Source organism: Streptomyces sp. NPDC015127 (genome assembly GCF_043080095.1).
Lineage (GTDB): Bacteria > Actinomycetota > Actinomycetes > Streptomycetales > Streptomycetaceae > Streptomyces.
Genome location: NZ_JBIBVE010000034.1, coordinates 1 through 26,859 on the forward strand (window position 1 = coordinate 1; position 26,859 = coordinate 26,859).

At 67.4% G+C, this 26,859-nt stretch carries 25 protein-coding genes and 4 pseudogenes; 15 read left to right on the forward strand and 14 right to left on the reverse strand.

Annotated features, from left to right (window positions below; genetic code table 11):
* Positions 1-82 precede the first annotated feature (82 nt).
* Both ACF08N_RS35645 and ACF08N_RS35650 read right to left on the reverse strand, forming a co-directional pair.
* Complete coding sequence (locus tag ACF08N_RS35645; protein ID WP_392328897.1) at positions 83-220, reverse strand: hypothetical protein; 138 nt, start codon at positions 218-220, stop codon at positions 83-85.
* A gap of 15 nt (positions 221-235) precedes the next feature.
* Positions 236-922, reverse strand: coding sequence for a GntR family transcriptional regulator (locus tag ACF08N_RS35650; protein WP_328344416.1), 687 nt, complete (start codon positions 920-922; stop codon positions 236-238).
* 214 nt (positions 923-1,136) lie between these two features.
* Here ACF08N_RS35650 and ACF08N_RS35655 point away from each other — a divergent pair, with 214 nt between their 5' ends.
* The 5 genes from ACF08N_RS35655 (at position 1,137) to solA (ending at position 5,312) form a co-directional block, all read left to right on the forward strand.
* On the forward strand, positions 1,137-1,817 hold the full coding sequence (locus ACF08N_RS35655) for a haloacid dehalogenase type II (RefSeq protein ID WP_392328898.1): 681 nt from the start codon (positions 1,137-1,139) through the stop codon (positions 1,815-1,817).
* Between the two features lie 73 nt (positions 1,818-1,890).
* Positions 1,891-2,376 (forward strand): RidA family protein, encoded by a 486-nt coding sequence (locus tag ACF08N_RS35660; RefSeq protein ID WP_392328899.1) that lies wholly within the window; start codon positions 1,891-1,893, stop codon positions 2,374-2,376.
* A 58-nt stretch (positions 2,377-2,434) separates the two neighbouring features.
* The gene (locus ACF08N_RS35665; RefSeq protein ID WP_392328900.1) at positions 2,435-2,746 is read left to right on the forward strand and encodes an SDR family oxidoreductase; all 312 of its coding nucleotides are present in this window, start codon (positions 2,435-2,437) and stop codon (positions 2,744-2,746) included.
* Positions 2,743-4,146 carry an NAD(P)/FAD-dependent oxidoreductase gene (locus tag ACF08N_RS35670; protein WP_392328901.1) on the forward strand — a complete coding sequence of 468 codons (1,404 nt, stop codon included), beginning with the start codon at positions 2,743-2,745 and terminating at the stop codon, positions 4,144-4,146. The genes ACF08N_RS35665 and ACF08N_RS35670 overlap by 4 nt, the downstream gene beginning before the upstream one ends.
* 20 nt (positions 4,147-4,166) lie before the next feature.
* A complete protein-coding gene (gene solA, locus ACF08N_RS35675; RefSeq protein WP_392328902.1) occupies positions 4,167-5,312 on the forward strand; it encodes an N-methyl-L-tryptophan oxidase in 1,146 nt (381 codons plus the stop codon).
* Between the two features lie 103 nt (positions 5,313-5,415).
* Here solA and ACF08N_RS35680 read toward each other — a convergent pair whose 3' ends face one another.
* Entirely contained in the window at positions 5,416-6,516 is a 1,101-nt protein-coding gene (locus ACF08N_RS35680; protein ID WP_392328903.1) for an ABC transporter substrate-binding protein, read from the reverse strand.
* Between the two features lie 660 nt (positions 6,517-7,176).
* Complete coding sequence (locus tag ACF08N_RS35685) at positions 7,177-8,127, reverse strand: NADP-dependent oxidoreductase (protein WP_392328904.1); 951 nt, start codon at positions 8,125-8,127, stop codon at positions 7,177-7,179.
* A 71-nt stretch (positions 8,128-8,198) separates the two neighbouring features.
* Between ACF08N_RS35685 and ACF08N_RS35690 the strand changes: the two genes are divergently transcribed.
* Entirely contained in the window at positions 8,199-9,146 is a 948-nt protein-coding gene (locus tag ACF08N_RS35690; protein WP_392328905.1) for a GlxA family transcriptional regulator, read from the forward strand.
* 14 nt (positions 9,147-9,160) lie between these two features.
* Here the strand turns inward: ACF08N_RS35690 and ACF08N_RS35695 are convergent, their stop codons facing one another.
* Both ACF08N_RS35695 and ACF08N_RS35700 read right to left on the reverse strand, forming a co-directional pair.
* Positions 9,161-10,171, reverse strand: coding sequence for a DMT family transporter (locus tag ACF08N_RS35695; RefSeq protein ID WP_392328906.1), 1,011 nt, complete (start codon positions 10,169-10,171; stop codon positions 9,161-9,163).
* Positions 10,168-10,770 carry a TetR/AcrR family transcriptional regulator gene (locus ACF08N_RS35700; protein WP_392328907.1) on the reverse strand — a complete coding sequence of 201 codons (603 nt, stop codon included), beginning with the start codon at positions 10,768-10,770 and terminating at the stop codon, positions 10,168-10,170. Before ACF08N_RS35700 ends, ACF08N_RS35695 begins: the two co-directional genes overlap by 4 nt.
* A 740-nt stretch (positions 10,771-11,510) precedes the next feature.
* On the opposite strand from ACF08N_RS35700, the gene ACF08N_RS35705 reads away from it, so the two are divergent.
* The 4 genes from ACF08N_RS35705 (at position 11,511) to ACF08N_RS35720 (ending at position 15,672) form a co-directional block, all read left to right on the forward strand.
* The gene (locus ACF08N_RS35705) at positions 11,511-12,692 is read left to right on the forward strand and encodes an ROK family transcriptional regulator (protein ID WP_392328908.1); all 1,182 of its coding nucleotides are present in this window, start codon (positions 11,511-11,513) and stop codon (positions 12,690-12,692) included.
* A 220-nt stretch (positions 12,693-12,912) separates the two neighbouring features.
* Complete coding sequence (locus tag ACF08N_RS35710; RefSeq protein WP_392328909.1) at positions 12,913-13,203, forward strand: FAD-dependent oxidoreductase; 291 nt, start codon at positions 12,913-12,915, stop codon at positions 13,201-13,203.
* A 13-nt stretch (positions 13,204-13,216) separates the two neighbouring features.
* Positions 13,217-14,566, forward strand: a complete 1,350-nt coding sequence (locus tag ACF08N_RS35715) for an aspartate aminotransferase family protein (protein WP_392328910.1) — start codon at positions 13,217-13,219, stop codon at positions 14,564-14,566.
* A 107-nt stretch (positions 14,567-14,673) separates the two neighbouring features.
* On the forward strand, positions 14,674-15,672 hold the full coding sequence (locus ACF08N_RS35720; RefSeq protein WP_392328911.1) for a phosphotransferase: 999 nt from the start codon (positions 14,674-14,676) through the stop codon (positions 15,670-15,672).
* A gap of 304 nt (positions 15,673-15,976) precedes the next feature.
* On the opposite strand, the gene tnpA is transcribed toward ACF08N_RS35720, so the two are convergent.
* Positions 15,977-16,405 (reverse strand): IS200/IS605 family transposase, encoded by a 429-nt coding sequence (gene tnpA / locus ACF08N_RS35725; RefSeq protein WP_392328912.1) that lies wholly within the window; start codon positions 16,403-16,405, stop codon positions 15,977-15,979.
* A 51-nt stretch (positions 16,406-16,456) separates the two neighbouring features.
* On the opposite strand from tnpA, the gene ACF08N_RS35730 reads away from it, so the two are divergent.
* Complete coding sequence (locus ACF08N_RS35730; RefSeq protein WP_392328913.1) at positions 16,457-17,671, forward strand: RNA-guided endonuclease InsQ/TnpB family protein; 1,215 nt, start codon at positions 16,457-16,459, stop codon at positions 17,669-17,671.
* A 16-nt stretch (positions 17,672-17,687) separates the two neighbouring features.
* Here the strand turns inward: ACF08N_RS35730 and ACF08N_RS35735 are convergent, their stop codons facing one another.
* On the reverse strand, positions 17,688-18,182 hold the full coding sequence (locus ACF08N_RS35735) for a hypothetical protein (protein WP_392328914.1): 495 nt from the start codon (positions 18,180-18,182) through the stop codon (positions 17,688-17,690).
* 417 nt (positions 18,183-18,599) lie between these two features.
* Positions 18,600-19,592, reverse strand: coding sequence for an immunity 49 family protein (locus ACF08N_RS35740; protein ID WP_392328915.1), 993 nt, complete (start codon positions 19,590-19,592; stop codon positions 18,600-18,602).
* A gap of 426 nt (positions 19,593-20,018) precedes the next feature.
* On the opposite strand from ACF08N_RS35740, the pseudogene ACF08N_RS35745 reads away from it, so the two are divergent.
* Positions 20,019-20,173, forward strand: a pseudogene (locus tag ACF08N_RS35745) (IS1380 family transposase); the annotation flags it as partial.
* Between the two features lie 129 nt (positions 20,174-20,302).
* Here the strand turns inward: ACF08N_RS35745 and ACF08N_RS35750 are convergent.
* Positions 20,303-20,470: pseudogene (locus tag ACF08N_RS35750) on the reverse strand (transposase); the annotation flags it as partial.
* Between the two features lie 50 nt (positions 20,471-20,520).
* Positions 20,521-23,442 carry an NACHT domain-containing protein gene (locus ACF08N_RS35755; RefSeq protein WP_392328916.1) on the reverse strand — a complete coding sequence of 974 codons (2,922 nt, stop codon included), beginning with the start codon at positions 23,440-23,442 and terminating at the stop codon, positions 20,521-20,523.
* 123 nt (positions 23,443-23,565) lie between these two features.
* Between ACF08N_RS35755 and ACF08N_RS35760 the strand changes: the two genes are divergently transcribed.
* On the forward strand, positions 23,566-23,775 hold the full coding sequence (locus ACF08N_RS35760; RefSeq protein ID WP_164494633.1) for a hypothetical protein: 210 nt from the start codon (positions 23,566-23,568) through the stop codon (positions 23,773-23,775).
* Positions 23,776-24,521: 746 nt separating this feature from the next.
* Positions 24,522-24,743 (forward strand): annotated as a pseudogene (locus ACF08N_RS35765) (hypothetical protein); the annotation flags it as partial.
* Between the two features lie 298 nt (positions 24,744-25,041).
* Here ACF08N_RS35765 and ACF08N_RS35770 read toward each other — a convergent pair.
* Both ACF08N_RS35770 and ACF08N_RS35775 read right to left on the reverse strand, forming a co-directional pair.
* Complete coding sequence (locus ACF08N_RS35770) at positions 25,042-25,803, reverse strand: DUF6928 family protein (protein ID WP_392328919.1); 762 nt, start codon at positions 25,801-25,803, stop codon at positions 25,042-25,044.
* Positions 25,782-26,120: a hypothetical protein gene (locus ACF08N_RS35775; RefSeq protein ID WP_392328917.1), complete on the reverse strand. Its 339-nt coding sequence runs from the start codon at positions 26,118-26,120 to the stop codon at positions 25,782-25,784. The genes ACF08N_RS35770 and ACF08N_RS35775 overlap by 22 nt, the downstream gene beginning before the upstream one ends.
* A gap of 6 nt (positions 26,121-26,126) precedes the next feature.
* On the opposite strand from ACF08N_RS35775, the gene ACF08N_RS35780 reads away from it, so the two are divergent.
* Complete coding sequence (locus ACF08N_RS35780; protein WP_392328918.1) at positions 26,127-26,501, forward strand: nucleotidyl transferase AbiEii/AbiGii toxin family protein; 375 nt, start codon at positions 26,127-26,129, stop codon at positions 26,499-26,501.
* A gap of 184 nt (positions 26,502-26,685) precedes the next feature.
* Here the strand turns inward: ACF08N_RS35780 and ACF08N_RS35785 are convergent.
* Positions 26,686-26,859, reverse strand: a pseudogene (locus ACF08N_RS35785) (IS630 family transposase); the annotation flags it as partial.

Below are 26,859 nucleotides of genomic sequence, written 5' to 3' on the forward strand. Positions count from 1 at the left end.
GCACCCGAGGCCCTTCGTCTGGACGAAGACCGCCGACGAGATTCTCGACAAAGTCGCCGCATACTGCCGACGAATCTCTGACTCAGATCACTAGACGCAGCCGCTCGATCCGGCATACGCCCGCCGGCGGACCCTTCACCGATGCCTGCCCGTGGTCGCACACCTCGATCACCGAACGCAGCGGCGTCGACGCCGTGGCGAGCAGGCTTGGATGTTTCACGCAGGCGGCATGGCCTCAGACATGCCGGGACGCAGGCTCCCCCGGATCTTCCGTCTTGGCCCCCAGCCCCATGGGGAAATGGGCAGCCAGTTCCCGGCGGAACGCGTCGGTGTCGCCGCCCAGGGCAACGGCGGCCAACCTCTCGTGCTCGACGACCAGTTGCTGCGGGTCGTCGCTGTAGGTGCGGTGGTCGACGCTGAGGTGGAGGCGCAGCTTGGTCTCCCAGCCGTTCCAGAGACTCTGCAGGACGCCGTGGCCCGAGAGATCGTAGAAGAGCCTGTGGAATCGGAGGTGCGCGTCGATGCTGGCGGGGATGTCGTCCTTCTCCATGGCCCGGCGGAGATCCTCGACGGTTTGCAGCAACTGGGGCCGCTCAGGACCGCGCAGTGCTTCGGCCGAGAGCTCGGCGGCGTACGGCTCGACACGCAGCCGGACCGAGTCGATCTCGGCGACCTCCCGAGCGCTCACCTCTACGACGAACGCCCCACGGTAGGGGATCTTTACGACGAGGCCTTCCTCCTCCAGCTTGGTCAGCGCCTCGCGCAGCGGGGACCGGCTGATGCCGAGATCCGCGGCGATGTGCGCCTCGCGCAGCTGGCCACCAGGAGGCACGGTCCCATCGAGGATGGCGGCTCGCAGTGTGCGGTAGACACCTTCAGGCGTCGTCGTCCGCTGCTCCTGCCACTCGAACTTGTGGTCCACCCCGTGGCCCTCCCTCAGTGATTGCCGACCACTTGGTCGTTTGTCGACTATACCTCCGCCGGTTGCACGGAAGGGGGTCAGCGCCGCCCTGCATCCAAGGCGCTCCTCTGACGCTGTTGACAGCTCAGACACGTTTGGTCGACAATCGACCAGACGGATGGTCGACAATCGACCACAGCGTCAGACTGCTCCGCTTAAACACACAGGAGGACCAGTGGCATTCGACATCAAGCCCAAGTTCGCGACGTTCGACATGAACGGAACGCTGATCAAGTTCAGCATCAACGACACCATGCGCGAGGTCCTGGGCGACCGGCTGCCGGCCGAGGTTGCCGATGAGTTCCTGCGGATCTGCAAGGCGTACCGGATCGACGAGTGCACGGGCGCGTACCAGCCGTTCCACCAGGTCGTCGCGCGTTCCATGGAGCGTGCATTGCGCAAGGTCGGTCTGGAGTACCGCGAGGACGAGGCGCGGGCGGTGTACGAGCGCATCCCCACCTGGGGCCCGTACCCCGGTGTCACCGAGGCGCTGAACCGCCTGGCCGAAGAGGTCCCGCTGGTCATCATCACGAACAGCGACACCGCGCACGCCAAGCGCCTCTCGGAGAACCTGAAGGCCCCGTTCGAGGTTGTCATCAGCGCCGAGGAGATGGGCATGTACAAGCCGCGACTCGGCACGTTCGACTACATGTTTGACAAGCTCGGCGTGACACCCGACGAGCTCGTGCACGTCTCCGCGAGCCCGGCGTACGACCTGCGCTCCGCGGCCATCATGGGCATCGAGAACAAGGTGTACATGGACCGCGGCTGGGAGCACGACGAGCACTGGCTCGGCTACGAGCGGATCACCGACATCGCCGACCTCCCGGTCCTGTTCGGCCTGCCGCGCCCCTGACGTCCGAGCGCAGAACTGGAGAACCCGAGAACAGGAGAACTGAGGAAATGGTCCACAGCAAGGCGGTGGCGGCATGAGCCTGCCCTTGCCTCAGACCGTCAAGGGCGACTCGGCTTCGGAAAGGCTCCAGAACCTCGGACTGGAGCTGCCCGACCTCGCCGGCAACGCGTACTTCGTGCACCACCGGGCGGTGGACTCCAGCATCCACATCTCCGGCCAACTCCCTTACCGGCACGGTGAGTTGCTGGGTCAGGGCGTTGTCGGCCGGGACGTGGAGCTGGAGACCGCGAAGGAGCTCGCGCGCCATGCCGCGCTCAACTGCCTCGCCGCCGCTGTGCAGGCGGTGGGCGATCTGGAGCGGGTCCGGATCGTGCAGATGCTGGTCTTCGTGGCCAGCACGCCGGACTTCGGTCTGCAGTCGCAGGTCGCCAACGCGGCCAGTGAACTGCTCATCGAGGTGCTGGGCGAGAACGGACGGCACGCCCGCACCGCGATCGGTGTCGCCGGGCTCCCCCTCAACACCCCTGTCGAGATCCAGATGATCTGCACCGCGGTGTAGCGGCGCGTACCGAAGCGCCGATGGTGCCGGTCAACGTGATGCGGGAACCATCGGCCGTGTGCAGGACTTCGGCGCCGAGCACAGCCTCAACTCCAGGCCATACGTCACAACGCACATATCAAGGCCTCCCTCCAGCGCAGGTCAGCGGCCCCGAGGCCCCCCCATCCGCGGGCGTGGGGGACTTCGGGGCCGGCGCCGGCACCCGCTCCAGCGGCTCGCCACTCCGGAGGAGGTCGCCGACGCCGTCCTCTTCCTCGCGTCGTCGGAGCCCTGGTACATCACCGGGGCAACGCACCCGTCGACGGCGGCCACACCGCCTTCCAGCAGCGGCCCACGCGGTTCCCAGAGACAGAAGAAGGACACACCATGAACGCCCTTGCGGCACCACCCCGGAACGGAGAACTCGGCTTCTGGGTGGCCCAGCTGGCCGACAAGAGGCCCTCGTTCCCCCGCTTCACCGGCCAGGACTCCGTCGACGTGGCCATTGTCGGGGGCGGCTACACCGGCCTGTGGGCGGCGTACTTCGCCAAGAAGCTCGAACCGTCGCTCTCGGTCGCCGTCTTCGAGGCTGAGCAGGTGGGCTACGGCGCATCGGGGCGCAACGGTGGCTGGCTCTCGGCAATGCCTCCGGGAAACCGTGCCACCTTCGCCCGCGCCGGGGGAGGGCTGGAGGCGAGCCGGGCGCTGCAGCAGGAGTTCGTCGCCGGCGTCGACGCGGTCCTGGACATCCTCCAGGCCGAAGGCATCGATGCCGATCAGCACAAGGGCGGCGCGCTCGTCGCCGCCCACACGCGGGCGGGGCTGGGCCGGCTTGTCACCCGGCGTGACGCCGACCTGAAGTACGGGCTGACCGACGACGAAGTCCACCTGCTCGACCGGGACGAGTTCCAGTCCCGGATCAACATCTCCACCGTCCACGGCGGACTCTTCTACAAGCACTGCGCGCGGATCCACCCCGCGAAACTCGTCTACGGCCTCGCCGACACCCTGACCTCCATGGGGGTCAGGATCTACGAGGGCAGCCGCGTGGACCGTGTCGAGGGCAAGACCCTCACCCTGGCCGACGGGCGTGTCACCGCGGCGAAGACGTTCATCTGCACCGAAGGCTATTCGGGACAACTGCTCGGCCGCCGGAGCCTGATCCCTGTCAATTCCTCGATGATCGTGACCAAGCCCCTGCCGGAGGAGGCATGGCAGCAGATCGGCTGGGACGGGCCCCAGTGCCTCAACGACTCCGCTCACACGTTCATCTACGCCCAGCGGACGTCGGACGGCCGTATCGCCATGGGGGGCCGCGGTGTCCCCTACCGCTTCGGGTCCGGCACCGGGGGAGCCGGTGCGACCGCCCAGTCCACCATCGACCTGATCTCGCACAAGCTCAGTACCTTCTTCCCGGGCATCCCCTTCGAGGTGGATCACGCCTGGTCGGGAGTCCTGGGCGTCACGCGTGACTGGAACGGCGGCGTGCACTGGGACCCGGCATCCGGGATCGGATCGTCCACCGGCTACGCGGGACACGGTGTCACGGCGGCCTATGTCGGCGGCAGGACTCTCGTGGAGCTCGCCTTCGAGAAGGAAACCGAACGGACCACCCTTCCCTGGGTCGGCTACCAGGCGCCGAAGTGGGAACCGGAACCCATCCGCTGGCTGGGTGTTCACGCCATGTACCGGCTCTTCGGTATCGCGGACCAGTGGGAAGAGCGCAGGGGCTCCAGCAAGACCTCACTCCTGGCCCGATTCGGCAGCCGCCTCGCCGGACTTCACGAGTAGACGAAAAGGAAACTGCTCTCATGGACGCACAACTCGCAGTCATCGGCCTGGGCAGTATCGGAAGCATGGCCCTGTGGCAGGCCTCCCGGCTGACCGACTCGGTAGTGGGCTTCGAGGCCGCCACCCCCGCCCACGGCCGCAGCGCCGTGGGCGGAGACACTCGCCTGTTCCGCATGATCTACCTCGGCAAGCCCGAGTACTACCCCATCATCGAACGCTCCCGCAGCCTGTGGGCCGAGCTCGAAGCCGAAACCGGGCAGAACATCCTCACCCCTACCGGGGGACTGTCCATCGGGACCGCGAACGGCAGCTACATCAACAGCCTCCTCGAGGCCACGCGCATCACCGGAGCCGAGCACAGCGTCCTCAGCCGGGAGGACATGGCCGAACGCTACCCCCAGCACAACCTCCGCCCCGACGACTGCGCCGTCTACGACCCCCACGCCGGCGTCCTGCGCACCGACCGCGCCGTCAGCGCCGCCGTCGCGGCGGCCCAGGCAGGCGGCGCCACCGTCCTGCAGAACACCCCCGTGGACAGCATCACCGAAACCGACCACGGCGTGGTCGTCACCTCGGGCGACAGAACCTGGACGTTCGAGAAGGTCATCGTCGCCTCGGGCGGCTGGTCCCGAAGGCTCATGCCCGACCACCTCAAGGCCGTCACGGAAACCCATCGGATCGTCCTGACCTGGTTCATCGCCCAGGACGGCACGCAGTTCTCGCCGGAGAACTTCCCCGCCTTCAGCCGGTGGTACGAGGATCGCTCCATGTACGGCGCACCCGCCGTCGACGGCGTGACGGTCAAGGCATCGGTGGACGGACCGCTGGACGGGCGCGCAAGGGCAACCCCCGACCCGGACTCCGTGCCCAGAGAACTCACCCGGGAAGAAGTCGAGAAGGTCACCGATGTCGTCACCGAATTCTTCCCCGGCCTGATCCCAACCATCGCGCGCTCCGACGCCTTCCCCGACCTCTTCACCCAGGACAGGCATCCCCTCCTCGGCCGGCTGGATCAGAACAGCAGCATCTACTGCGCCACCGGATTCTCCGGAAAGGGCTTCAAGATGGCCACCGGCTACGGCCACATCGCCGCACACGAGGCGCTCGGCAAACAGACCATAGAAGGCCTGGACTTCGTTCGTCCGGACCGGTTCAAGACCAGGTAACCGCCCACTCCTGCCGCCTCGGCGCATCAACCGCGGTATCGCCATTCGGCTGACGGTCGTTGCGGGACTCATCTCTTGCGGAATTCCGGTCCGCCCGTCGACCTCAGGTGTTCACCCACTCCTGCCAGCGCTTCGTCACGGAGTCCCGGTTCTTGATCCACCACTCGACGTCCAGATCGAAGCCGGACAGCAGGTGCCCGGGGGTGCTCGGCAGGTTCGTGGCGGTGGCCTTGGAGAGATATGCGTAGGCCGAGGGCACGACCGGGCCCATGGGGTAGATCCGGGCGAAGCCGGCCTGCACCTCGGGGCGCAGGGCGAAGTCGATGAGCTGGTAGGCGGCGTCGACGTTCGCGGCGCCGTTGGGGATGCCGAAGCCGCTGCTCTGACGGCGGGCGCCGTTCCACTGGTAGGCGAGCGGGGCGCCCTGCTTGATGAGCTCGTCGAGGCGGCCGTGCCAGACGGTGGAGGCTGCCACCTGTCTGCGTTCCAGCAGCAGCCCCGGCGAAGCGCCGTCGGCCCAGAACTCCCGCACGGCCCCCTTGATTTCGTCGAGGGCTCCAAAGGCGCGGTCGATGTCGAGGGGGTAGAGCCGGTCCGGCGGCACGCCGTCGGCGAGGAGGGCGAACTCCAGCTCCGGCGGTCCCGCGTCCGGGCCCTGCATGGCACGGCTGCCCGGGAACGCCCCGGTGTCCCAGAAGTCCGCCCAGGACTCGGGCGTCCTCCCGCCGAAGGCGTCGGTGCGGTACGCCATGAGGCTGGCCCAGTAGTTCTTGCCGACGGAGTGGGAGGTGAGCAGGAATGTGGCGATGCTGGCATTCCTCGTGTTCTTCAGCCGGTCGTAGTCCAGTGCCTGCGTGGCCTTCTCCCCCTTGAAGCGTGCCAGTGCGCTCATCTCGATGTCGATGACGTCGAACTGCGGGCGGCCTTCCTTGATCTGGGCGAGCATCTGCGCGTACAGGGGGATGTTCACTACTTCGACCTGGATGCCGGTCTCTTTGCTGAACGGCTCGTAGACGGCCTTGCGGTTCGCTTCACCGTAGGTGCCGCCGATGTCACGGACGACGAGCGTCCTGGTGTTCCTGACGCCCTTGGTCTTCCGGTCGGCGCGGTCCCCGCATGCGGTGATCGAAGTGGCGGCGGCGCCTGCCGCGACCCCGCCGGCCCCGCGGAGGAACGCCCTGCGGCCGATCCTGACGTCCTTCACCGAATGCCTCCTGCGAAGCCGGGTGCAGTGCACGCCGGCGCGGCTGTTCGCGGGGACGCCGCCGCTCACTGCAGGGGGCGGAAGCCGGATCATGGGTCAGCCGGGGCGGCGGTGAGCCCGGTGACGCCATGGTAGAACCATCCGGTTGCGGATGCCGTGGCCTGGCACTCCGCGGCGCCGACAGCACGTCGGCGATGGTCGGCCCTGGCCGCAGGTATGCCGAACAGCCCCTCACGAGCCGTCCATCGACGCCGCACTCTGGGCATCCGCCCGCGAGGTGGTCTTCGGCGGGTACGCCGACCGCGCAGGGCCTGTTCGGGCCGGCGGTCCCCTGGGCGGCCGACAAGCGCGTCAAGGTGACGGGCCACGCGAAGGCCGCGACCACCGCGCAGGTGAAGGCCAAGACCAAGGGCAAGACCCTGCGGCCGGCCACCTGCACCAACCGCGCCGAACTGCCCGAGGCCGCGACCGTGCTGTTCTGTCCGGGGGTGGCAGCCGCTACCGCAGGGCGACAATCCGCCGGCTGTGGCCGCAGGCGGTGGCCAAGCGCTCTGACAGACGCTCGCGCAGGGCGGCGTCCCGTCTGTGCCCAGCGGCGAGCGACGGCACGCACTGCGTGTGAGTGCCGGGAGTTACGGCACCCACGCGGTCGGATCTGACTCAGTCGACCACCAGGACCAGCTTGCCCGTGGTCCGGCCGGTTTCGCCGAGCGCGTGCGCCTTGGCGGCTTCGGCCAGCGGGAAGGTGCCGGCGATCGTGGCGCGCAGCCGGCCCGCCTCGACGAGCGCCGCGATCTCCTTCATCCCGGTGTGGTCGGCGTCTACGAGCATCTCGGTCGCACGCACCCCGAGCTTCTCGGCCTCCCGGGGCAGTTCCTTCGAACCCCGCGGCACGAGTGTGACCAGGAGTCCGCCCTTGCGCAGGATCCGCAGCGAGCGGTGGACGTAGTCGCCGCCGACCGTGTCCAGCACGACGTCGACATCCCGTACGGCCGTGGCGAAGTCGGTCTCCCGGTAGTCGATCAGCTCGTCCGCGCCCAGCCCTGCGAGGAACTCGTGTTTGCCGGCGCTCGCGGTGCCGATCACGTAAGCTCCCCGTGCCTTGGCGATCTGCACGGCTACGTGTCCGACGCCGCCGGCCGCCGCGTGAATCAGGACCCGCTGCCCGGGCTGGACGTTCGCCGTCTCGACCAGGGCCTGCCAGGCGGTCAGTGAGACCAGCGGAAGCGCGCCCGCCTGCGTGTGGTCGACGCTTGTGGGCTTGAGCGCGAAGGTGCGGGCAGGGGCGGTGACGTACTGGGCGTGCGAGCCGTGACCGAACGGGTAGGACAGCATGCCGAAGACCTCGTCACCCGGCCTGAAGAGGGCGACACCGGTGCCCGTCGCCTCGACCACGCCGGAGACGTCCCAGCCGAGGACGAAGGGCGGCTCGCCGAGGAAGCGGCCGGTGGCGCGGTGCTTCCAGTCGGTCGGGTTGACCCCGGCGGCGCGCACCCGGACCAGCACTTCGTTCGGACGTGGCGAGGGGCGCTCGACCTCCACTTCCTTGAGGACGTCGGGACCACCGAGGACGTCCTGGCTGATGGCGCGCATCGTGTGCTGAGTGCTCATGGTGTCCCACCCTGCCCGAGCGCGTCCGCCCGGAAAATGGCCTGGTGGCCAGCCTTCGATAGGATCGTGCCATGCGGCATGTGCACAGGGTCGTGGTCCTGGCGCTGGATGGGGTCTACCCCTTCGAACTCGGCATCCCCAGCCGGATCTTCGGCGCCGCCGACGGCCGGTACGAGGTGCTGACCTGCACCGTCGACGGGCGTCCGGTGCGCAGCAACGCGGACTTCACCGTCACCGCCGAGCACGGCCCCGAGGCCCTGGCCACGGCCGATACCGTGGTCGTCGCGCCCGTCTCGCCGTCGTGTGTCACCGCAGAGCTTCCGGACGAGGTCACCGCCGCGCTCAGGTGGATCCGGCCAGGCACGCGCATCGTCTCCATCTGCACCGGCGCTTTCGTGCTCGCCGCGGCCGGGCTCCTGGACGGCCGCAAGGCGACCACGCACTGGCGGCAGGCGGACCGGTTCCGGTATATGTTCCCGCACGTCGCTCTCGACCCGGATGTGCTCTTCGTCGACGACGACCCCATCCTGACCTCGGCCGGAGCCGCGTCCGGCGTCGACGTCTGCCTGCACATCGTGCGCAAGGACCACGGCAGCCGACTCGCCAACACGGTGGCCCGCCGCTGCGTGGTGCCGCCGTTCCGGGACGGCGGCCAGGCGCAGTACATCGAGCAGCCGGTCCCTGAGAACGGGGCCGCGAGCACGGCCGCCACCCGCGCCTGGGCCCTCGAACGCCTCGACGAACCGCTGACGCTCGCCGATCTCGCCGCCCACGCCCGGATGAGCCGGCGCACCTTCGCCCGCCGCTTCAACGACGAGGTGGGCCTCAGCCCCGGCCGCTGGCTCATCCAGCAGCGTGTAGCCCGAGCCCGGGACCTGCTGGAGTGCAGCGATCTGTCGGTGGACCAGATCGCCGGCCGGGTCGGCTTCGCCACGGGCGCCTCCCTGCGCCAGCACCTGCACGCGGCGATCGGCATCTCACCCCAGGCTTACCGGCGTACGTTTCAGGCGGCCCGCTAGTGCCCACCAGGAAGTCAGGGCGATGTGCCGGGCCCCGCCACGGCGACGGCGTCCCTTGGGGCGGTTGTGGCCGACCCCGTGAAGGTTGCCCGGGACCTCGCTGTGGTGCGGGTCGGCACGGTGAGTACGGCGAGGCAGCCGACGACCAGGCCGATGCCGGCCCACCCCAGCAGGGGCAGGCGTTCGCCGATGACGAGGACGGCCAGGACGGCCGCGACGGCGGGTTCCAGCAGCGAGAGGGTGGTCGCGGTGCTGGCCGACACGTGCGCCAGCCCCCAGCCGAACAGGATGTAGCCGGCGAACATGGGCACCAGAGCCATGTAGGCGCCGACGGCCGTGTTGGACCAGGAGGCCAGGAGCGGGGCACCGGTGGCCACCAGCACCGGCATCAGCAGCAGCCCGCCGATTCCGAAGACGGTCCCCATCGCCGCGCGGGAGGTGACACCGCGGCTGATCAGGCGGTGGGCCGCCCAGGACATCAGGGCGTAGGTGAGCCCGGCCACCAGGCCGAGTCCCACGCCGAGCACGGTCTCGCCTGCGGAGCGGGCGCCGGGGCCGGAATGAGAGCCGGCGGCTTCGGCCGCGCACAGCAGGACCGTCCCGGACAGGCCCAGAGCGGCGCCGGTCATCCAGCGGTGTGTGAGGCGGCGCCCGTCGACGACGCGCTCGATCAGGGCCGAGGCGAGCGGGGCCGAGCCGATCGACACGACTGTGCCGACGGCGACCCCGGCCAGGTGCATCGAGCTGTAGAACGCCAGAGGATAGACCCCCACCGACAGCGCACCCACCAGCACCGCGCCCTTCTGCGCACGCAGCCGAGGGCCCTCCCGGCGGATACGGGGGGCGGCGATGAGCGCCTGGAGCAGTCCGCCCAGGCCCATGGCCACGGCCCCGATCGCGAGCGGCCCCACCGCGGGCGCGAAGGTCGCGGCGGTGCCAGTGGTGCCCCACAGCACGGAGGCCATCAGCACGCACACCGCCCCCACGCCCGTCGATCCGGCCGTATGTCCGGCTGCCCGCGTCACAGCCGGTCCAGCAGGTCGGCCGCCATCGCCCGGGCGTGCTCCAGACGCGTCCCCGCACCCTCCAGGCCGGCCCGCGCCGTCGCTCCTTCCAGCAGGAACGACAGGTGTTCCGCCATGGCGCGGGCTTCCTCGGGGCGCCCGGGCAGCAGCTGATCAAGATGCCCGGCGAGCAGACCCTCGACCTCTTCCTTGTGCCGGCGCACCATGGCCCGCCCTTCATCACCGGCAGGCAGCTCGGCGGCGGCGTTCAGCAGGCCGCAGCCCCGGAAACCGTGCTCGTAGGCGAAGGCGGCGTGATCGGCGTACGCGTCGAAGACGGCCAGCACGCCGCCGCGACCGTCCTGCGCCCCTTCCAGTCGCCGCCGGTACAGGCCCAGCCACTCCTCGTGCCGCGCATCGAGGTAGGCCATCACCAGCTCGGCCTTGGAGGAGAAGTTGTTGTACAGGCTCATCTTCGCCACGCCCGCCTCGGCGGTGATCGTGTCGATCCCCGTCGCCGCCACGCCGTCCGCGTAGAAGCGCCGGGCTGCGGCAGCGAGCAGTTTCTCGCGCGCTGTCCCCCGCCGCGGACGCTCTGCCGCCGTTCCGGTTTCGCTCATCACACTTCCTCCCTCCTACTGGGTAGGTCAGTCTATCTAATTACTGAGAGCGTACCCGCTCGACATCAGCCTTCTCTCGCATGGGCCCTTTGTGTGGGCGAGATCAAACACGGGGCGAGCTGCTGTTCGCGGCACGGCGGCCGACCGCCGGTCATCACCGACGGCATGCCGCACACCCTCCTGCGCCGCCCGGGTGCTCGGCGAGCCCGTCGAGCGGATCCAGCCCGACCCTGATCACCCCCAAGGGGTAGAGCCCCTCCGTCGCGAGCATCTACCGTGATCGCTTGCTGGGCTCAGCCAACGCCATTTGTTGCAGTTCCAGCCTGAAATAAAAACTGTTACGCTCGCGGTATGCGGTCAAGCCGCTCCAAGACAGGGCGTCGGCCCAGCGACGTCGAGGTCGTTGCGGCCGTTGACCAGCGGCTGGCCGCACAGGATTGCACTGATCCGCGAATGCTCGCTGCCGGCAGTCAGTTGGTCGTCGCCCTCCGGGCTCCCCGCCCTTCGCCGCAACGCGGCGATGCGCTCCTGGAGTGCTTGGGGGACCTGCGGAGTCATGACAGATGAGTCGAGAACCGTCCGGCAAGGCGGAAGACGCCGATACGGACCCCTTCGAGCGTGCCCGGGCGGGAGCGACGGATCCACCGGAACACCCGTTGCTGACCGCGTCGAAACCCCTGGTCGGACCGCCCAGACCGGCCTCTGCCCGATCGGCGTACCGGGCTCGCTATGGTCATCACGTGACCAACCCGACCTCACGCGACTACAACAAGGCATCAGTCCTCGACGTGGTCCTCTCCCACGCGCCCTTGACGCGGAACCAGCTCATCGAGCTGACGGGCCTGAGCAAGGCCACGGTGTCCAGAGCGGTTGAGGAGCTGCGGGCCGACGGCTTCGTCGTCGACGGCGGGGTCGACGAGATCACCGGCCGCGGCCGCCGCTCCACCTATCTGGACCTGCCCGGCACGACCGGGCACGTCGCCGGTGTCAGCTTCGGCGCCCGGACCACGGGAGTGCTGGTGACCGACCTGAGGGGTCGTGAGATCCAGCACGTGACGGTTCCCACCGCCGATCACCAGGAGGTCGAGGACGCCGCGCGATGGCTGGTCGACCTCATCGCGCAGGCCGCCCGATCTGCGCAGGGTCCTCTGCGTCAGATCGTCGCCGCGGTGCCCGGCCGGGTCCGGGGCGGCACGGAGATCTTCGGCCCCGCGGAGTCGATGAAAATCTTCGCGGGCTCAGGCCTCCAGCAAGCCGTCGCAAACCTGATCGAGGCCCCCGTACTCCTCGACAGCGATGCCAACGCGTCCCTGCTCGGGATCCTCACCGACGACGCGACCATCAAGAACGCCGCGCTCTTCAGCCTCAGCACCATACTGAACTTCGCCAGCTGCACGGATCACGAGCTCGCCCGGGGAAGTACACCCGCCTTCGGCGACATCGGTGTGCTCTCCTCCGGAGTGGGCGACGAGAACCTCGACGAGCTGCTGAGCGCCCGAGGTCTCCTCCGGTTCGCCCGCAAGCAGGGGCTGGACCTGGAGCGCATCGAGGATCTCTGGCTGGAACCGCACACCGAGGCGCCGCACACCGAGGCGCCGCACACCGAAGTGCTGCAGGCGTTCACCACCGCGATCGTGACCGCTGTCAGCGTCGTCGCCGTGACGCTCGACCCGGAGTCGGTCTACTTCGTGGGCCGGCTGCGCCCGCTCGTCGACGTCGTCCTTCCCCAGGTGCGCGGGCGGCTCGACCAGAGCCTTCCGGCGGTGCCAGAGATCAGGACGGGTCCGCATCGGATCGGTCTGTCGACGGCACAAGGCGCGGTCTACGCATGCCTGGCGATCGCTCAGGAACGGCTGCGCGACGCCGTGCTCGGAGCACGGCAGCACAACCGCCTCACGGAGAAGTCCGCACCGGCCTTCTGAGCCGACCGCCGGCAGGCGAGACGCTTCGGGTCACCAGTGAGGACACGGGGCCCGCCATCGGGCAGAGCCCACGACAGCGACAGCCAGCCGGCACCTCTCGCCTCATGACAGTGCCGATCTCGCCCCACATCGCTGCTCACCGAACTCCGGCGTACTGGCCACGAAGACCAGCATCTGCACGCTCCGCTACGTCTCGGGGCAGCTGCCGTACCTGGACGGTGTGCTGCTGGGGCAGGGCATCGTCAGCCGGGACGTCGAGACAGCAGGCGGCGCGGGGCTGGCGCATGGACACGTCTACATGGCGATCATCGGGGCGGGCCCGACCGGCCTTTCGACGGCATTGCACCTGGCGCGCAAGGGTGCGAACGTGCAGGTCTTGGGGAAGGGCACGGTCGGATCCGGCGCGTCGGGCCGCAGCGGCGGCAGGGTCACCAAAGTTTCTAGTTTCCGTTTGGAACTGGAACGAGTATGGTTTCGACCAACGCAGCGAGCAACCCCGAAACAAGACTGAAGGTGTGCCTGCCATGACTTCGACGCTGAGTCGGGCTCTCGCCCACTACCCCAACCGGTTCGACCCCGGGGTACTGGGCGAGCTCCCCGAGCACCTCCAAGAGACCATCCGGCGCCGGAACAAGGTGCTGGGTCCTGGCTACACACTGATCTACAGGGAGCCGGTCGAGTTCGTCTCCGGCCGCGGCGCCCACCTGATCGACCGTGACGGCAACGACTACCTCGACGCCTACAACAACGTCCCCTGCGTCGGGCACGCCCACCCCCACGTGGCCGAGGCCGTCGCCCGCCAGATGGCGGTGGTCAACACCAACACGCGCTACGTCCAGGAAGCACTGGTCGACTACGCGGAGCGGCTTCTTTCGACGTTCCCCGAGGAACTGTCCAAGCTGAGCATCGCGTGCAGCGGGTCGGAGGCGAACGACCTGGCGGTTCGGGTGGCGCGATTCCACACGGGCGGCGAGGGCATCATCGTCACCCGCTGGGCCTACCACGGCCTCACCCGTGAGGTGGCGAGCTTCTCACCGACCCTCGGCGCGGGCTCGCCGCTGGGCCCGAACGTCCGGCTCATCGACGCTCCCGACCCGCGCCTCGTCGCGCCCGGATCCACGCTCGACGAGCACATGCGGCAGCAGGTGCGCGGCGCGATCGACGACCTCGAGCGCCACGGCTACCGGCTCGCGGCCCTGATCACCGACTGCGCCCACAGCAGCGATGGCATCTTCACCGACCCCCCCGGCTACATGCGGGGCGTGGTGGAGGAGGTGCACGCGGCCGGCGGTGTCTACATCGCCGACGAGGTCCAGTCGGGATTCGCCCGGCTCGGGGAGTCGATGTGGGGCTTCAGCCGCCACGGTGTGCTGCCGGACATCGTCACCATGGGCAAGCCGATGGGCAACGGCCTGCCGATCTCGGGTGTGGTCTTCCGCCCCGAGGTCTGCGAGGAGTTCGGACGCAACGTCCGCTACTTCAACACCTTCGGCGGCAGCTCCATCCCCGTGGCCGCAGGCGCCGCGGTGCTGGACGTCTTCGAGAAGGAGAACGTGCAGCAGCGCGTCCTGGACAACGGCAACGCTCTGCGCACGGGGCTGCGGGAGATCACCAAGGATTCCCCCTACGTCGCCGAAGTCCGCGGCGCCGGTCTCTACGTCGGCGTGGAGATCGTCAAGGACCGGGAGACCCTCGAGCCCGACCGCGCACGTGCCGAAGACCTCATCAACGACATGCGCGATCGCCGCATCCTGATCAGCGGCACGGGCACGTCGGCGAACACGCTGAAGATCCGCCCTCCGCTGGCCTTCGACTCCGCCGATGTGACGCGCTTCCTGGAGACCTTCGCCGAGGTCGCGAAAAACCGTCTGTGACAGGCTGGCCGAAGGGACTGACCGTGAACACCTCACCAGCTACGAACCATGCTCAGCGGCTCCTCCAGGAGAGCGGCCTGACGTCGTCCCACGAGCCCATCGACGGGATGCTGGTGAGCATTTTCCTTGAGGAGCACTACCGCCTCACCGGACGCTTGGGGCGACTGGCGACCGAGAAGGACGACACGTTCCAACTCAGCACCGACTCCAGCAACTGGCTCGTGAAGATCTCACCACCCGACGAGGCAACGGTGGTTGTCGCCCTCCAGACCGCCGCGATGCGCCACCTCGAAGCCAACGCTCCGCACCTGCCCGTCCAGCGGGTGAAGCTGACCGCCGACGGAGACGACCATGTCACGATCAGGCTGAACGACGGCAGGACTCGCATCCTGCGGGTGTTCGACTTCGTCGAAGGCCAGGTCCTGGCCGATACGAACCCGGACACGGAGCAGCTCTCCAAGGCGGGCGAGATGCTGGGGCTGATCGACATGGCGCTCAGGCCGTTCACGCACCCGGCCGACCGACGAGGCCTGGCATGGGACATCCGGCATTTCCACCAGATGACCGAACTGGTCGAGCACACGCCGAGCCCCGAGCACCGCCAGTTGGCCCAATCGGTCTTCCGGCTCTTCGACGAAAACGTCGTCCCGAGACTGAGCGATCTCGAAACGCAAGTGATCCACGGTGACTTCAGCCCGTACAACATCGTGGTGGACCCAGAGAAGAGCGATCACTTCGTCACCGGCGTCATCGACTTCGGCGACACGGTGCGCACTGCGGTGATCTTCGACCCCGCCGTTCCCATGGCGAACCTGCTCGGCAGGACGCCGGATCATCCCTGGCGGGACGCCTGCGCCTTCGCCGCCGGCTACCAACGAAAGCGGCCGATCCAGGCCTCGGAACTCCCGCTGCTCCCGGTTGCCGCGTTGGCACGACTCACACTGCGTGCGCTGATCACGAACTGGCGCGCGGAGCACGCACCCGATCGGCGCGAGTACCTCCTCCAACACGCCAAGGACGACTGGATCAATATCGAGCGTTCCTTGACCGTGAGCCTGGACGACGTCGTCGCGCACCTCAGGGAAGCCCGTCACGGGCATTCCTGAAAAGCCAGTCCCGAACATGTGCAGTTGCCCATCGGAAAAAGACAGGGCAGATGAAGACGCTGGAGACCTACCACGTCTTCGGGCGGTTCGCGAACGAGCCCGCGTTACAGCTAGCTGACCGGCTGGCCGCGATGGGCCCGACACGCTGCAGGCACCACCCTCTCCGTCCGCGCACGGTAACCACACTCCAAGGAGATCCATCCCTGATCTTGCCTGGGTACCCCCCGCTTCAGCCGGGGCGGGAAACGCATCCTTGGCTCGGAGGCGCGAAGCGCCGGAGTTCGCTACGCCTCCGGGGTGACGGTCAGACGGGCCGCTTCTGGCCCTCGATGTACTGACGTATCACGGTCAGCGGTGCACCACCGCAGGAACCGGCGAAGTAGGAGCGGGACCAGAACACCGAGCCCATGCCGATCCGGTTGATTCGGCCGGTGTACTCCGCCCGCAGGTATCGGGAGCTGACGCCCTTGAGGGAATTGATCAGCTTCGACAGTGCGATCTTCGGCGGGTAGTGCACGAGCAGGTGCACGTGGTCGGCTTCGCCGTTGAACTCGCGTAGCTCGGTCTCGAAGTTGCCGCAGACCTCCCGCATGATCTCTTCGCACCGATTGAGCATGTCGTCATCGAAGATGTCCCGCCGGTACTTCGTGACGAACACCAAGTGTGCGTGGAGGTTGTAGGCGACGTGACGGCCTGTGCGGATATCAGGGTTTGGTTCCCAGCGTGGTGACATACGCCAAGCGTAGTATGATCACCGCGCTGACCGTGGAAGGGGGTGGGCCGGGTGATCCGCGCGTACAAGTTCCTCATGCGGCCCACCGTGGGCCAGACGATCGCGCTGGGTGAGATGCTTCGTGATCACTGCTCTCTTTACAACGGGGCGTTGCAGGAACGCCGTGACGCCTACCGGCACAGCTCGAAGACGAGCATCAAGTACGGGCAGCAGTCCGCCCAGCTCAAGGACATCCGAGCATTCGACCCGGGGCGTCAGGGCCGCTGGTCTTTCTCCTCGCAGCAGGCCACTATGCGCCGTCTGGACAAGGCGTTCGCCGCGTTCTTCCGGCGGGTCAAAGCCGGGCAGACGCCGGGCTGTCCCCGCTTCCGTGGAGTCAACTGGTTCGACACGGTCGACTTCCCGAAGGACGGCGACGGCTGCCGCTGGGACTCCACCCCACACGACCCCGTGACCCGCGTCCGCTTTCAGGGCGTCGGGCACGTCAAGGTCAACCAGCATCGGCCCGTGGTCGGGAAGGTCAAGACCGTCTCGGTCAAGCGTGAGGGCCGTAAGTGGTTCGTCGTGCTGACCGCCGAGCAGATGCAGCCCGAGCCGCTCCCGGCGACGGGCAGCGTGGTCGGCATCGACCTGGGGATAGCGAACTTCCTCGCCGATTCCAACGGCGGGCTTGTTCCCAACCCGCGTCACGGTCGCCGTGCTGCGGCGAAGCTCGAAGCCGCGCAGCAGGCCCTGTCGCGGTTCCCGCGCCGCAAGGCCAAGAATCGCACCGCGAACCACCAACGTGCTGTGGAGAGGGTCGCCAAGCTGCATGGCAAGGTCCGCCGCCAGCGCCTCGACCACGCCCACAAGACCGCACTTGCTCTCGTGCGGGAGCACGACTTCATCGCGCACGAAGACCTCAAGATCCGCAACATGAGCAAGGCCCCTGCGCCGAAGCCCGACCCCGAAACACCGGGCAGTTTCCTGCCCAACGGGGCGAGAGCGAAGGCCGGACTGAACCACTCGATCGCTGATGCCGGATGGGGGGTGTTCCTGACGATCCTGCACGCCAAGGCTGAAAGCGCCGGACGGGAAGTGATCGCCGTGGACCCCCGCAACACCTCCCGGCGGTGCCCCGAATGCGGGCACACCGCCAAGGAGAACCGGCCCACACAGGAAAACTTCCACTGCGTCGCGTGCGACCACCAGGCGCACGCGGACACGGTGGGCGCACTCAACGTTCTACGGGCCGGGCTGGTCCGTCGCGAAGCCCAACCAGCATAGCGAGAAGCCCCCTCATTCATGAGGGGGAGGAGTCACGTCCGTCCGTCCTCGCGTTGGCCGTAAGGCGCGAGGGCGCCCACGGCGGCTTGCGCGAGCCCATGCCCGTCGCCATGGCGACCGGCGTGGGCCAATGCGGGAACACCGCCACCAACTCCCGCCGCGAATCGCTGAAGGGCTTATCGTCGCCCCACGATTGCTCGACAGCGGTCCACGCCTCCCGGCCGGCCAGCTCGAGCTTCTCGTATTCGGCGTCGGAGACGTCGTCCGGGGAGTAGTAGCGCGCGGCGTCCGCCGCCTCGAACGCCCTTTGCAGGGGAGCGGTGACGGCCCACTCGGCCAGCAGCGCGGTGAGATCTGCCGCTTCGACGATGAGGCCGGCGGCACGCAGTGCCTGGGCAAGGACGTACCCGGGGGAGTCGACGTTACGGAGCGCATCGGTGTACTTTTCGCCCGTCTCGCGCTGTCGACGGCGCGCCCTTCTGGCCAGCGGTGGGGACTGCTTCTTCGGCATAAACGCTTCTCTCCGGGACAGCCCGCGCCTGCCCGCGGAAGAGTGCGTGCAGCTGCGGTTCTCCCAGTCGCGATAGCTCTGACCCCGGGGATGGCTCCGGGCGGCCCAGCGTGTACATCGTCATGCCTGATCAACTCGACCAGCCCTTGGGAGGGCGGACCCTCCCGCGCAGAGCGGAAGGGCCCGTCGTCGTGCACGTGGGTCAGGCAGTCGCATACCGCGTGTAGCAGTCGTACGGCGAGCCGCCGTTGGTCTGGCAGGCCGTGAGCGTGATCTGCCGGCCCTCGGCGAAGGGGCAGGGTGGTCTTCCGTCCTTGGCTATCGCACAGACGTACGCGCTGCCTCGGTGGGGACGAGTCCGTCTCCACGACGATGTCCTGGATGTCGGGCCAGGCCCACTTCCGCACCCCGGGTGGCCTACTTGGCGGCCCAGCAGCCCAAGTTGTTCCGGTTCCCCTCCGCCGCCCGGCGCGGCGCGTCCGCCGATCCCAGCAGACCGTACGGGAGATACCCGGAGCGGACACCGAGTTCCCATCCATGGACCTGGACGGCGAGGCAGGCCAGGGCGAGGGTGCCGAGGGGGAGGAGGGACCGGGGCGCGGGATCACCGGCATCGGCCTCGACGCTCTCCCGGTACGCGACCAGCCGGGCGACGAGGGCGTCCTCGAAGGCGTGCTGGTCGTCGTCGAGGAGTACGCGGAGCAGCCGCTGGTCCGCGCTCAGCGCGTCGCCGACCTCGTCGAGCCGCCGGGCGGCCTCCGCGCGCTCCCCGGCGTCGGGCTTGCGCAGCGGAACCGTCGGCCAGTCGCGGGGCAGGTGCCCGGCCGCCTCGGTGAGATAGGGGCACAGGGCGTCCATGGCGGCGAGGTCGGCGGGGTCGGAGACGGAGGTGTACCGGTTGTAGGGCACGCCGTCACGGATGGCGGGCGCGTAGTCGCCGCGCAGCAGCAGCCCGGTGACCCGCTCCCAGTCCCACACATGCCCGCTGACGACACACATCTCGAACATGTCGAGCCAGGTCCGCGCGGTGGGCGCCTCCTTGACGACGTCCCGGAAGGTGATGGGCCCGTCCCCGAACTCGTCGTCGTCCGGGTCCGTGCTGATCCGCTCCCCGACGAGGGGGAACCGGAGTTCCTGGTCCCCGTTCGGGAAGCACATGATGCTCAGCACTCCGTGCACACACTCCGCGGCGGTGACGGCGACCGTGCCGGCCGCGGCGTCGAGCCCCGGCTCTGTCACCGTTCGCGCGGCGACATGGTCGAGCAGTTCGTCCGCCATGGCCCGGATCAGCGTCGGCGAGATGCTGCCGTACCGCAGCGAGTGCCACCGCGTGTAGGCCCTCCCATCGATGTCGTCGAGCGCTTCGGCCAACCGCTGCTCGCCGACCTGATGGCATGTCACATTCCGCACGTACCCCGTCCCTCCACGAACTCCACGACTGGACGAAGCACGTTATCAACGGGCACTGACATTCAGCTTTGGCGTTGGCCCTTCGGGATCTTCGGGATCTTCGGGGCTGCGTAGGGTGCATCGGGTCCGGTTCTTCCGGCACGGCCGGATCACTGACCGAAGCGTCTGCATGCGGGCGACCTCTCGACGCTGATCGACGGCTGGTTGAAACCTCCCGACGCACGTGCGTCCCTGTTGGGAACCCGTGGCCGCGGCCAGCGCGGACCGCTGCTACCGAATGTCCAATCAGTACAACCCTGCGGAACACGTGCCAGGCAGATCGTGGCGGAAGGTCGGACAACGGCCAACCTGCCGCTGACCAGACGGGAACTGTGTTGAGACCGCACCTGGGAATCGACGTGGCCTGCCGGGCCTAGCATCGCGCTACGCGGCTTCGGCTACCACCCGATCCTGTGCTTCCTGGACAACACCGGTGAAGCCCTGGCCGGCCTGCTCAGACCGGGCAACGCCGGAGCCAACACCGCCGCCGATCACATCACCTCCTCGAGCAGGCCCTGGCCCAGATCCCCGACGCCCACCGCCACGGCACCGACCCACCCGCCACTTCGCCATCAACCAAGCGTGGCTGGAGCTGTCCCTGACCGCCTTCGACCTGCTCGCCCGGATGCGCACTCTGCTACTGGAAGGCGAACTGGCCACCGCCGAGCCGAGGCGAGATCGTCGTCGACGCCCACGATCATGTTCAGCTCGGCGACCGTTTCGTCGTCCGGAGCCAGATTCCGACGAGTGGGTGGCATGGCGCGGGCCGCGTCCGCAATGATCGCCGCATCGCGGGCATCGGTCTTCGCCTCGCCCGGGTAGAGATCGGCTGCCCGCTGCCCGCTGCCCGCTGCGCGGTGGCGTAGTGGCGTTCGGCGGCGGCTGACGGTCACGTCTGGATGGGCCGTGGACGGGGGAAGAGCGTGAATCGTTCTGGAGCGAACCCCTCCAGACCGGTGAGCGAGATGCGATCGGCGTTGTAGAGGCGGATCTCCACGTTCATAAGGGACTGGAGAGGGGCTAGATCGTAGGCAACGTCTGCGAGAGCGTTGATCCTTAGCTGCTCAAGATTCGGAAACCGGTCCGGGATCAGGTCGAGGCGGATGTCGGACCGAGACACAGAGAGCCCGAGACGATTGACGGTGGCCATGAGGGGGGCGTTGGCGAAGTCGGCGTCGGTGACCTGAAGGCTGGTCAGCTGAGGCAGCTCCGCGAGCTCGGCCCATTCCACTGCGTCCATGACATGGTTGACGACAACGTCTTCGAGCATGGCCCACTGGGTGATGCCGGTGATGGAGGCCTCTATCTGGCCGCCGAGCCAAAGCCTTGTGAGAGTTGGCGAGGCGGGCAGGGTATGCAGCGTTCTCCACGGCAGGACGGTATAGAGCAGCAGTTCACGCAGCTGTGGGAGATTGTTGAGCGCCTGGAAGGAGAAACCCTCAGGCAGGTCCAGCAGGTTCAGCTCCTGCAGGGGCAGTCCGGCGAGATGGCGTAGGCCGTCGACGGGTGTCGAGGGGCCAAGAGCCAACGAGCGCAGCGCGGCCAGAGACCGAACGAACGACAGACTGTGCAGCGAGGGCTCCTCCATGCGCCGGAGGGATAGGGATGTGGTGTGTTCCGGGGAAAGATGTTCGAGGATCTCTGACGGGGTGAGTGCCAGCTCGAACGAGATGAGTTCGATCGGTGTCAGCAGCGGGAGAGCGTCAAACTGCGCATGAGTCCGGACGGTGACATGCAGGCGATCCCGGACAAGGCGGAGGATGTCGCGGGCGTAATCGGCTGCCTCAAAGTTGGTCCAGCCCAGCATCAGTTCGTGGCGCGGCACCGAGGGGGCGACAGTCGGGACGAAATGTTGCAGGTACGCATAAGCTTGGTCGCCGCCCATGACTGCGGCAGTGCGGAACACGGCAATGATCTCGTCTTCGGGCAGTCCGTCGGCGGTGGGTGGCAGTAGGTCCAGAATGCCGGGACCCAGCGCGGACAGGGTGTTTGCTTCCTGGAGAGTGCGGGGCGGCATCAGGGCTGCGGCGCGCGCCGTGACCTTATGGCGCGTGTCAGGGGCGACTTCGGTGGCGTAGTGCATGCTGGCGGCCGCCAGGAGGTGCAGCCTGGGCCGGTGCTCGTTCTCAGCATCACCGCGTTCGACGAGGCGGCGGAGCAGATCAGCGCTCTCAGCTGGGCGGGCGTGGGCGACGGCCATGCGCAGGACGTCTTCCCACTGGTCGTCGTGTGCGTTGTTGACCAGCAGAGGGAAGTCGTGGGCTTCGATGGCGGCTTTGGCACCCAGGTAGTCCTGGAAAGTCCGGTGGACGAAGTCAATGGTGTCCATGGTGGGCTGGCGTAGGAGCCCGCTGCGGCCGACCAGATGCGTCAGGACCTGGTCGGCAGTGCCCTGCTCGGCCACGGCCTGCATGGCTGGCAACGCGTCGCCGACCAGGGCCAAAGCGGTGGCCCTTTCCATCTCTGTCTGGCGGTTGCGGATCAGCCAGTAGGCCAGACGCTGCAGTAGCTGGACGCTCTGATGTTCGGTGAGCTGAATGCCTTCAGGGACGTCGATGCTGCGCTCAAGATCACGGCGTACGAGCAGCATCGACAGCGCTGCCTCGTAGAGCTCCATACGGCCGTGAGGCAGATGGCCGCGGCGGTCCCGGTGCAGCGCGCAAATGAGCGCACACATCAGGGGCGTGCTGGACAACTGCGCCAGGTCACGCTGAGCACGCACTGTCACCTGGAGCGCTGCTTCGAGATCATTCAGCTGTGACCGTTCGGCGTCGGTCGCTGCACTATTCCGGGCGGCGGTATGCCACCGGCCGACGAAGACTCCGATGTCAGCGGCGCTCATGGGCCGTACTGATAGTTCGGTGAAGCGCAATGAGGCCAGCCAGCCTTCGGGAACAGCTGACGGACGCGTGGTGACCACGAAATGTGCGTCCTTATAGGCGGCCAAGAGCCGCTCGAGCCAGTCCCGCGTGGCACCCCGATGCTCTTGAGGAACCTCGTCGATGCCATCGACCAGGACGAGTGCCTCGCCTCTGGCGAGTACGTCATCGGCCCAGCCCTCAGGCTGCGAGGCGGCCAGGGGAGCGCCGACCGCAGAGAGGAAATCATGTGGCTCTGGAAGGGGTCCACGCCTCACCAGCGTCCGCAGGGGCAAGACGAATGGAATCTGCCCCCGCCAGTCCGCCAGTATCTCTGGCAGCTCGTCGCGCGCCGTGGCGACAGCCAGCCACTGCAGCAGCGTTGTCTTTCCGCTGCCGGCGAGCCCTCGCAGAATTACCCGTCGACAGTCCGCCAACGCGTTCTCCGCACGCTTCACCACGACGGATGGCCGATCCGATTCCTCGCTCCCTGCAGGCCAGCCTTCCGGCCGCTCTGCCAGCTCCAAGCTCAAGTACGCCGCGTCCAGCGGCCAGCACGCACGTTCCGGCCGACTCAGGTCCAGCCCTACGACGGTCAGCTGGGAATGCCGTTCCGTCACGTAGCTGAGGTACCGCTCCTCGAACGAAGGCTGCACTCTGGGCCGCACGGACCTGCGGGTGATTCTCCTCGGAGAACCCTGGCGCACCTGCGGTACGCGGGCGGCGGCTTCGCGTAAGGCCAGCAATGGCTCCACATCCGCTCCCAAGGCCTTCGCCAGGGCCACCAGCGTGGTCTCGGAGGGCACCACTTGTCCGTTCAGCGCCTGGCTGACCGTTGTCCGCCCCAGCCCGGTCCGTTGCTGCAACCCACCCATCTGCAGACCCCGATGCGCCCTGAGGGTGCGAAGCCGTAGCGCGAGTTCCGCCAGCGGATCCTCGTACACGTCCCCCATGTCCTGCTTCTCCGTCTCCCAGGCGACCGTCTTCGTTCATCTTTGTTCGCCCTGAACCCCGGTGAACACCAGAATCGCGAAATTCGCCGAAGTCCCCGTCGTCGGTTGTCCTGGGAAGAAGGTATGAACACCTCCTCCATTCACCTGATCCTGCTGGCCCTGCTTCTGGCCGTCGTCGGTCTCTTCTGCACGCTCGTAGGAGCAGCGGCCGGTCTGCTCGCTCGTATCGACGGAGCCACCTATGCCACCGCTCTGCTGCGCGGTGCCGTGGCCTTCGCGGGCAGTGCCACCCTGTCCCTGGCGCTGCTGACCTTCGTCCTCGCGGTGCTGTGAACCAAGGATGCTTTGTCCTACTACCTGCAGGCGAGAGCACGGCGCCCGCCCGTGGCGGGCGCCGTTACTCCTCGGCGCTGGGGCCCGGCCAGTGTCAGGGCGTCGACTACAGACAGGGATTATCCATAGGTGCGCGGGCTTGTGTGGTGTGTTCGGTGTGGTTGCCACCTGGTCGTGTAGGAGATGTCTGGAAGCGGCACCGGCTGGGGGTGGGCTTGGTTGTGTTTGGTGGGTGGAGCAGACCTATATCGCTGAGCGTTCAATCTCCCCGTCGACCGGTGTCGAACGCTGGGTGGTGGCCGATGCACGCACCTTCGACCTGCATGCCGAGGGTGTGCGTTTTTGGCGGGGTTGCACAGTAAGGGCCGCTCGCCGAACACGGAACAGGTCTACGCGGGCCGTCTCGCCCTCTATCTGAACTACTGCACCCAGCGCCGTATCGAGTGGTCGCGTCCGAGTTTCATGGCGTTGTCCGGGCTGCAGCAGTGGCTGGTGACCACGCCGCTGCCGGCCCGCAGCCGCCGCTCCCTGGCAACGGCTGCGCCCCGCTACCGTTCGCAGGGTACGGCGAACGCGGTGATGACGGCGGTCACGGACTTCCTCCGCTTCGGTGCACTCCACGGCTGGGTTCCCGCGCAGACGGCCGGCTTGCTGTCGGAGCTGAAGTTCCTGCGGTTCTTGCCGGCCGGTTACGACGCCGGCGAGCGCGGCCAGTGGCGCCAGGTCCAGGTATCGGCTTTTCGAACACGGTCAAGATCGCCGACGACTTCACCCCGCCCGACGACACCGACGAACACGACGCCAACGGCCGCCCCATCCCCTGCCCCATCGACGACACCGAAGCACGCCTCGCCTACGTCGCCGTCACCCGGGCCCGCGCCCGCCTCGACATTGGAGGCCTGTCCTGGATCAACGACCACCCCGACGCGTCGGCGGTTGTGTCGTATGCCTGGCCTGGCAGCGTGTAGGCCGTCCTCCTAGCAGGCAGCCCACAGCAGGACGGTGCCGCAATGCTGGAGACCCGCCCGGAAGAAAGGAGAGGCATCCGCCTCAGGAACAGCTCCCCGTTCAGCCCCTGTGCCCGGCCGTCGAATGAGCCATGGTGAAGAAGGGCGCAGTTCCGTTATCCAACGGAGGGTGGCCAGCTGACCGGGAGCCTCCAGCCAGGGAAACAGGTGACCGCGTTGATGATGCACGTTTAGTTCGCCAATCCCGGTATGTCTTGTCAACGTCCCGGGATCTGCTGAAAATGCTCCCATGGTGCAGTCATTGACGCTTTGTCATCGACTGTGAATGCAACCTCAAAAGTTCACTCGGAGACCGGTTGGATTCGATGTTGCGAAATCCGCACAGAGTAATCTCCTCAGGATCAAAGCAGTCTGCACTAGGGCGCCCTTCCAGGATGAAACCGAAGAAGTTCCGCAATGCTTCGTTGCCGAGGTCCAATGGATGAAACGGAAGTGGATAGTTCGGAGTGTGGGAAACCGAATGGTTGCCTGTCCAGTAGGGAGACTCGAATTCCAACGGAGCGCCATAGTTCTGGACCACGCCATCATCGGGCGAAAGAGACAGTGAGCGCACGAGTCGACCCTTCTCCCATGTGGCGAAAGAGAGCGAATCGGTGCCGCTATGCATGAAGACTGCGTATGCGTTTCGGCCCTCCGCCAGCAGTGCAATATCGGCGGTCAGATCACTAGGCTGTGCTGGAACTAGCTCTCTAGCGCAGATGATGTCTGCTCCGGTGAACCTTCCCGTGCAGACCATCCCAGGCTCAGGCCACACCGCTTCCTCTAGTGTGACATTCGTGGTCGATTCAAAGGGGCCATCGAAGAAATCCTCGGCCAAGCTTTTCGCGTCGGAAATCTCGGCTGCCATTCCCGGGCGCAGAACGCTACGCGGGTCGCCTTCGGCGAGTACCAGAATTGCCGATTTTGATCCCATCGGGTACCTCTCTGATTTCGATCGTGCGGCCGGGTGGTCACCACCGTCACAGCATGATGGCGGGGCTAGGGATTGCAGGATCCACATCGCCAAAGATCGATTTCGACCTTCATTTTGACCGTACTGCCGCTGGTCGGATCCGTCCCGGTGCCTCCGTCGGGAGTGGTGCCGAGGAACGCGGCGCCGAAACTCGGCAACGGGTTGGCCGCGCCAGGCAGCACGTTGCCGGTGGAATGGGTCAACCGCTGTCGGCCACGGGCGTCTCGGGTGTTCAGCAGCGCCATTAGCGTGGTGTTCAGCCTTCGCGACAGCTCTGTGCGCAGGGTTGCCAGCCGTGGTTGCTCCAGTAGGAGCTGCCCGTTGTAGGCGGCTTGCAAAGTGGTACTGATGAGTTCATCGCCCATGATCCGGTGGAGGCGTCCTTCCCCGCCGAGGGTTGGCCCAAGATCAAGCTGTACCCGGTCGTCGACCACCTAGCCGACAAGATCTGCGCCATGTACGAGTGGCGCAATGCCAACCCCTCCAGCCGATTTCGCGACCTGGCAGACATCCTGCTCATCAGCCAGAACGAGACGATCGAAGCGGGCGACGCACGCCAAGCCCTGCATGCGGAAGCGGCATTCCGACGTACCCGGGAGGGCGGTGTCGAGCTGCTGCTCCCCGAACGGTTCGAATGCCACACACGTCATGGCGGGCCGGCTACGCGAAGGCGGCGAAGGACGTGGCAGGCCTGTCCGGCTGCGGAGACTGGGACACCGCTCAGGAGGCAGCTGACCGTTTCGTGACCCCGCTGCTCGGTTCTGGCTTCATCGGCACATGGAACCCCGCCAACCCGGGGTGGGTGTAGGCGGAGCTGCGCCGCACCGGTGACCTGGCCCGGGTGGGCGGCATGGTGCGGCTGTCGCAGATCGCGGCGCAGGCCTGCACCGTGAGGTGTTCGCGGCCTACTTGAATGCCGGCGGTCATCCCCTAGTCTTCTGAGTCAGGAATTCTGTTCAGATATGAGGCGAGGCGTTCGAGGATCTCGTCGGCGGTTTTCGTCCAGACATAGGGCTTCGGGTCGGTGTTCCAGGCCGTGATCCAGTTGCGGATGTCCTTCTCGAGGGCCTGGACGGATCTGTGGACGCCTCGTCGTATCTGCTT

Excerpts from the sequence above, each read along its gene's own strand:
- ACF08N_RS35660 (WP_392328899.1), top strand. The coding sequence starts at position 1,891 with ATGAGCCTGCCCTTGCCTCAGACCGTCAAGGGCGACTCGGCTTCGGAA.
- ACF08N_RS35670 (WP_392328901.1), top strand. The coding sequence starts at position 2,743 with ATGAACGCCCTTGCGGCACCACCCCGGAACGGAGAACTCGGCTTCTGG.
- solA (WP_392328902.1), top strand. The coding sequence starts at position 4,167 with ATGGACGCACAACTCGCAGTCATCGGCCTGGGCAGTATCGGAAGCATG.
- ACF08N_RS35685 (WP_392328904.1), bottom strand. The coding sequence starts at position 8,127 with ATGAGCACTCAGCACACGATGCGCGCCATCAGCCAGGACGTCCTCGGT.
- ACF08N_RS35690 (WP_392328905.1), top strand. The coding sequence starts at position 8,199 with ATGCGGCATGTGCACAGGGTCGTGGTCCTGGCGCTGGATGGGGTCTAC.
- ACF08N_RS35700 (WP_392328907.1), bottom strand. The coding sequence starts at position 10,770 with ATGAGCGAAACCGGAACGGCGGCAGAGCGTCCGCGGCGGGGGACAGCG.
- ACF08N_RS35715 (WP_392328910.1), top strand. The coding sequence starts at position 13,217 with ATGACTTCGACGCTGAGTCGGGCTCTCGCCCACTACCCCAACCGGTTC.
- ACF08N_RS35720 (WP_392328911.1), top strand. The coding sequence starts at position 14,674 with ATGCTGGTGAGCATTTTCCTTGAGGAGCACTACCGCCTCACCGGACGC.
- tnpA (WP_392328912.1), bottom strand. The coding sequence starts at position 16,405 with ATGTCACCACGCTGGGAACCAAACCCTGATATCCGCACAGGCCGTCAC.
- ACF08N_RS35735 (WP_392328914.1), bottom strand. The coding sequence starts at position 18,182 with ATGCCGAAGAAGCAGTCCCCACCGCTGGCCAGAAGGGCGCGCCGTCGA.
- ACF08N_RS35755 (WP_392328916.1), bottom strand. The coding sequence starts at position 23,442 with ATGGGGGACGTGTACGAGGATCCGCTGGCGGAACTCGCGCTACGGCTT.
- ACF08N_RS35760 (WP_164494633.1), top strand. The coding sequence starts at position 23,566 with ATGAACACCTCCTCCATTCACCTGATCCTGCTGGCCCTGCTTCTGGCC.
- ACF08N_RS35770 (WP_392328919.1), bottom strand. The coding sequence starts at position 25,803 with ATGTGGATCCTGCAATCCCTAGCCCCGCCATCATGCTGTGACGGTGGT.
- ACF08N_RS35775 (WP_392328917.1), bottom strand. The coding sequence starts at position 26,120 with ATGGGCGATGAACTCATCAGTACCACTTTGCAAGCCGCCTACAACGGG.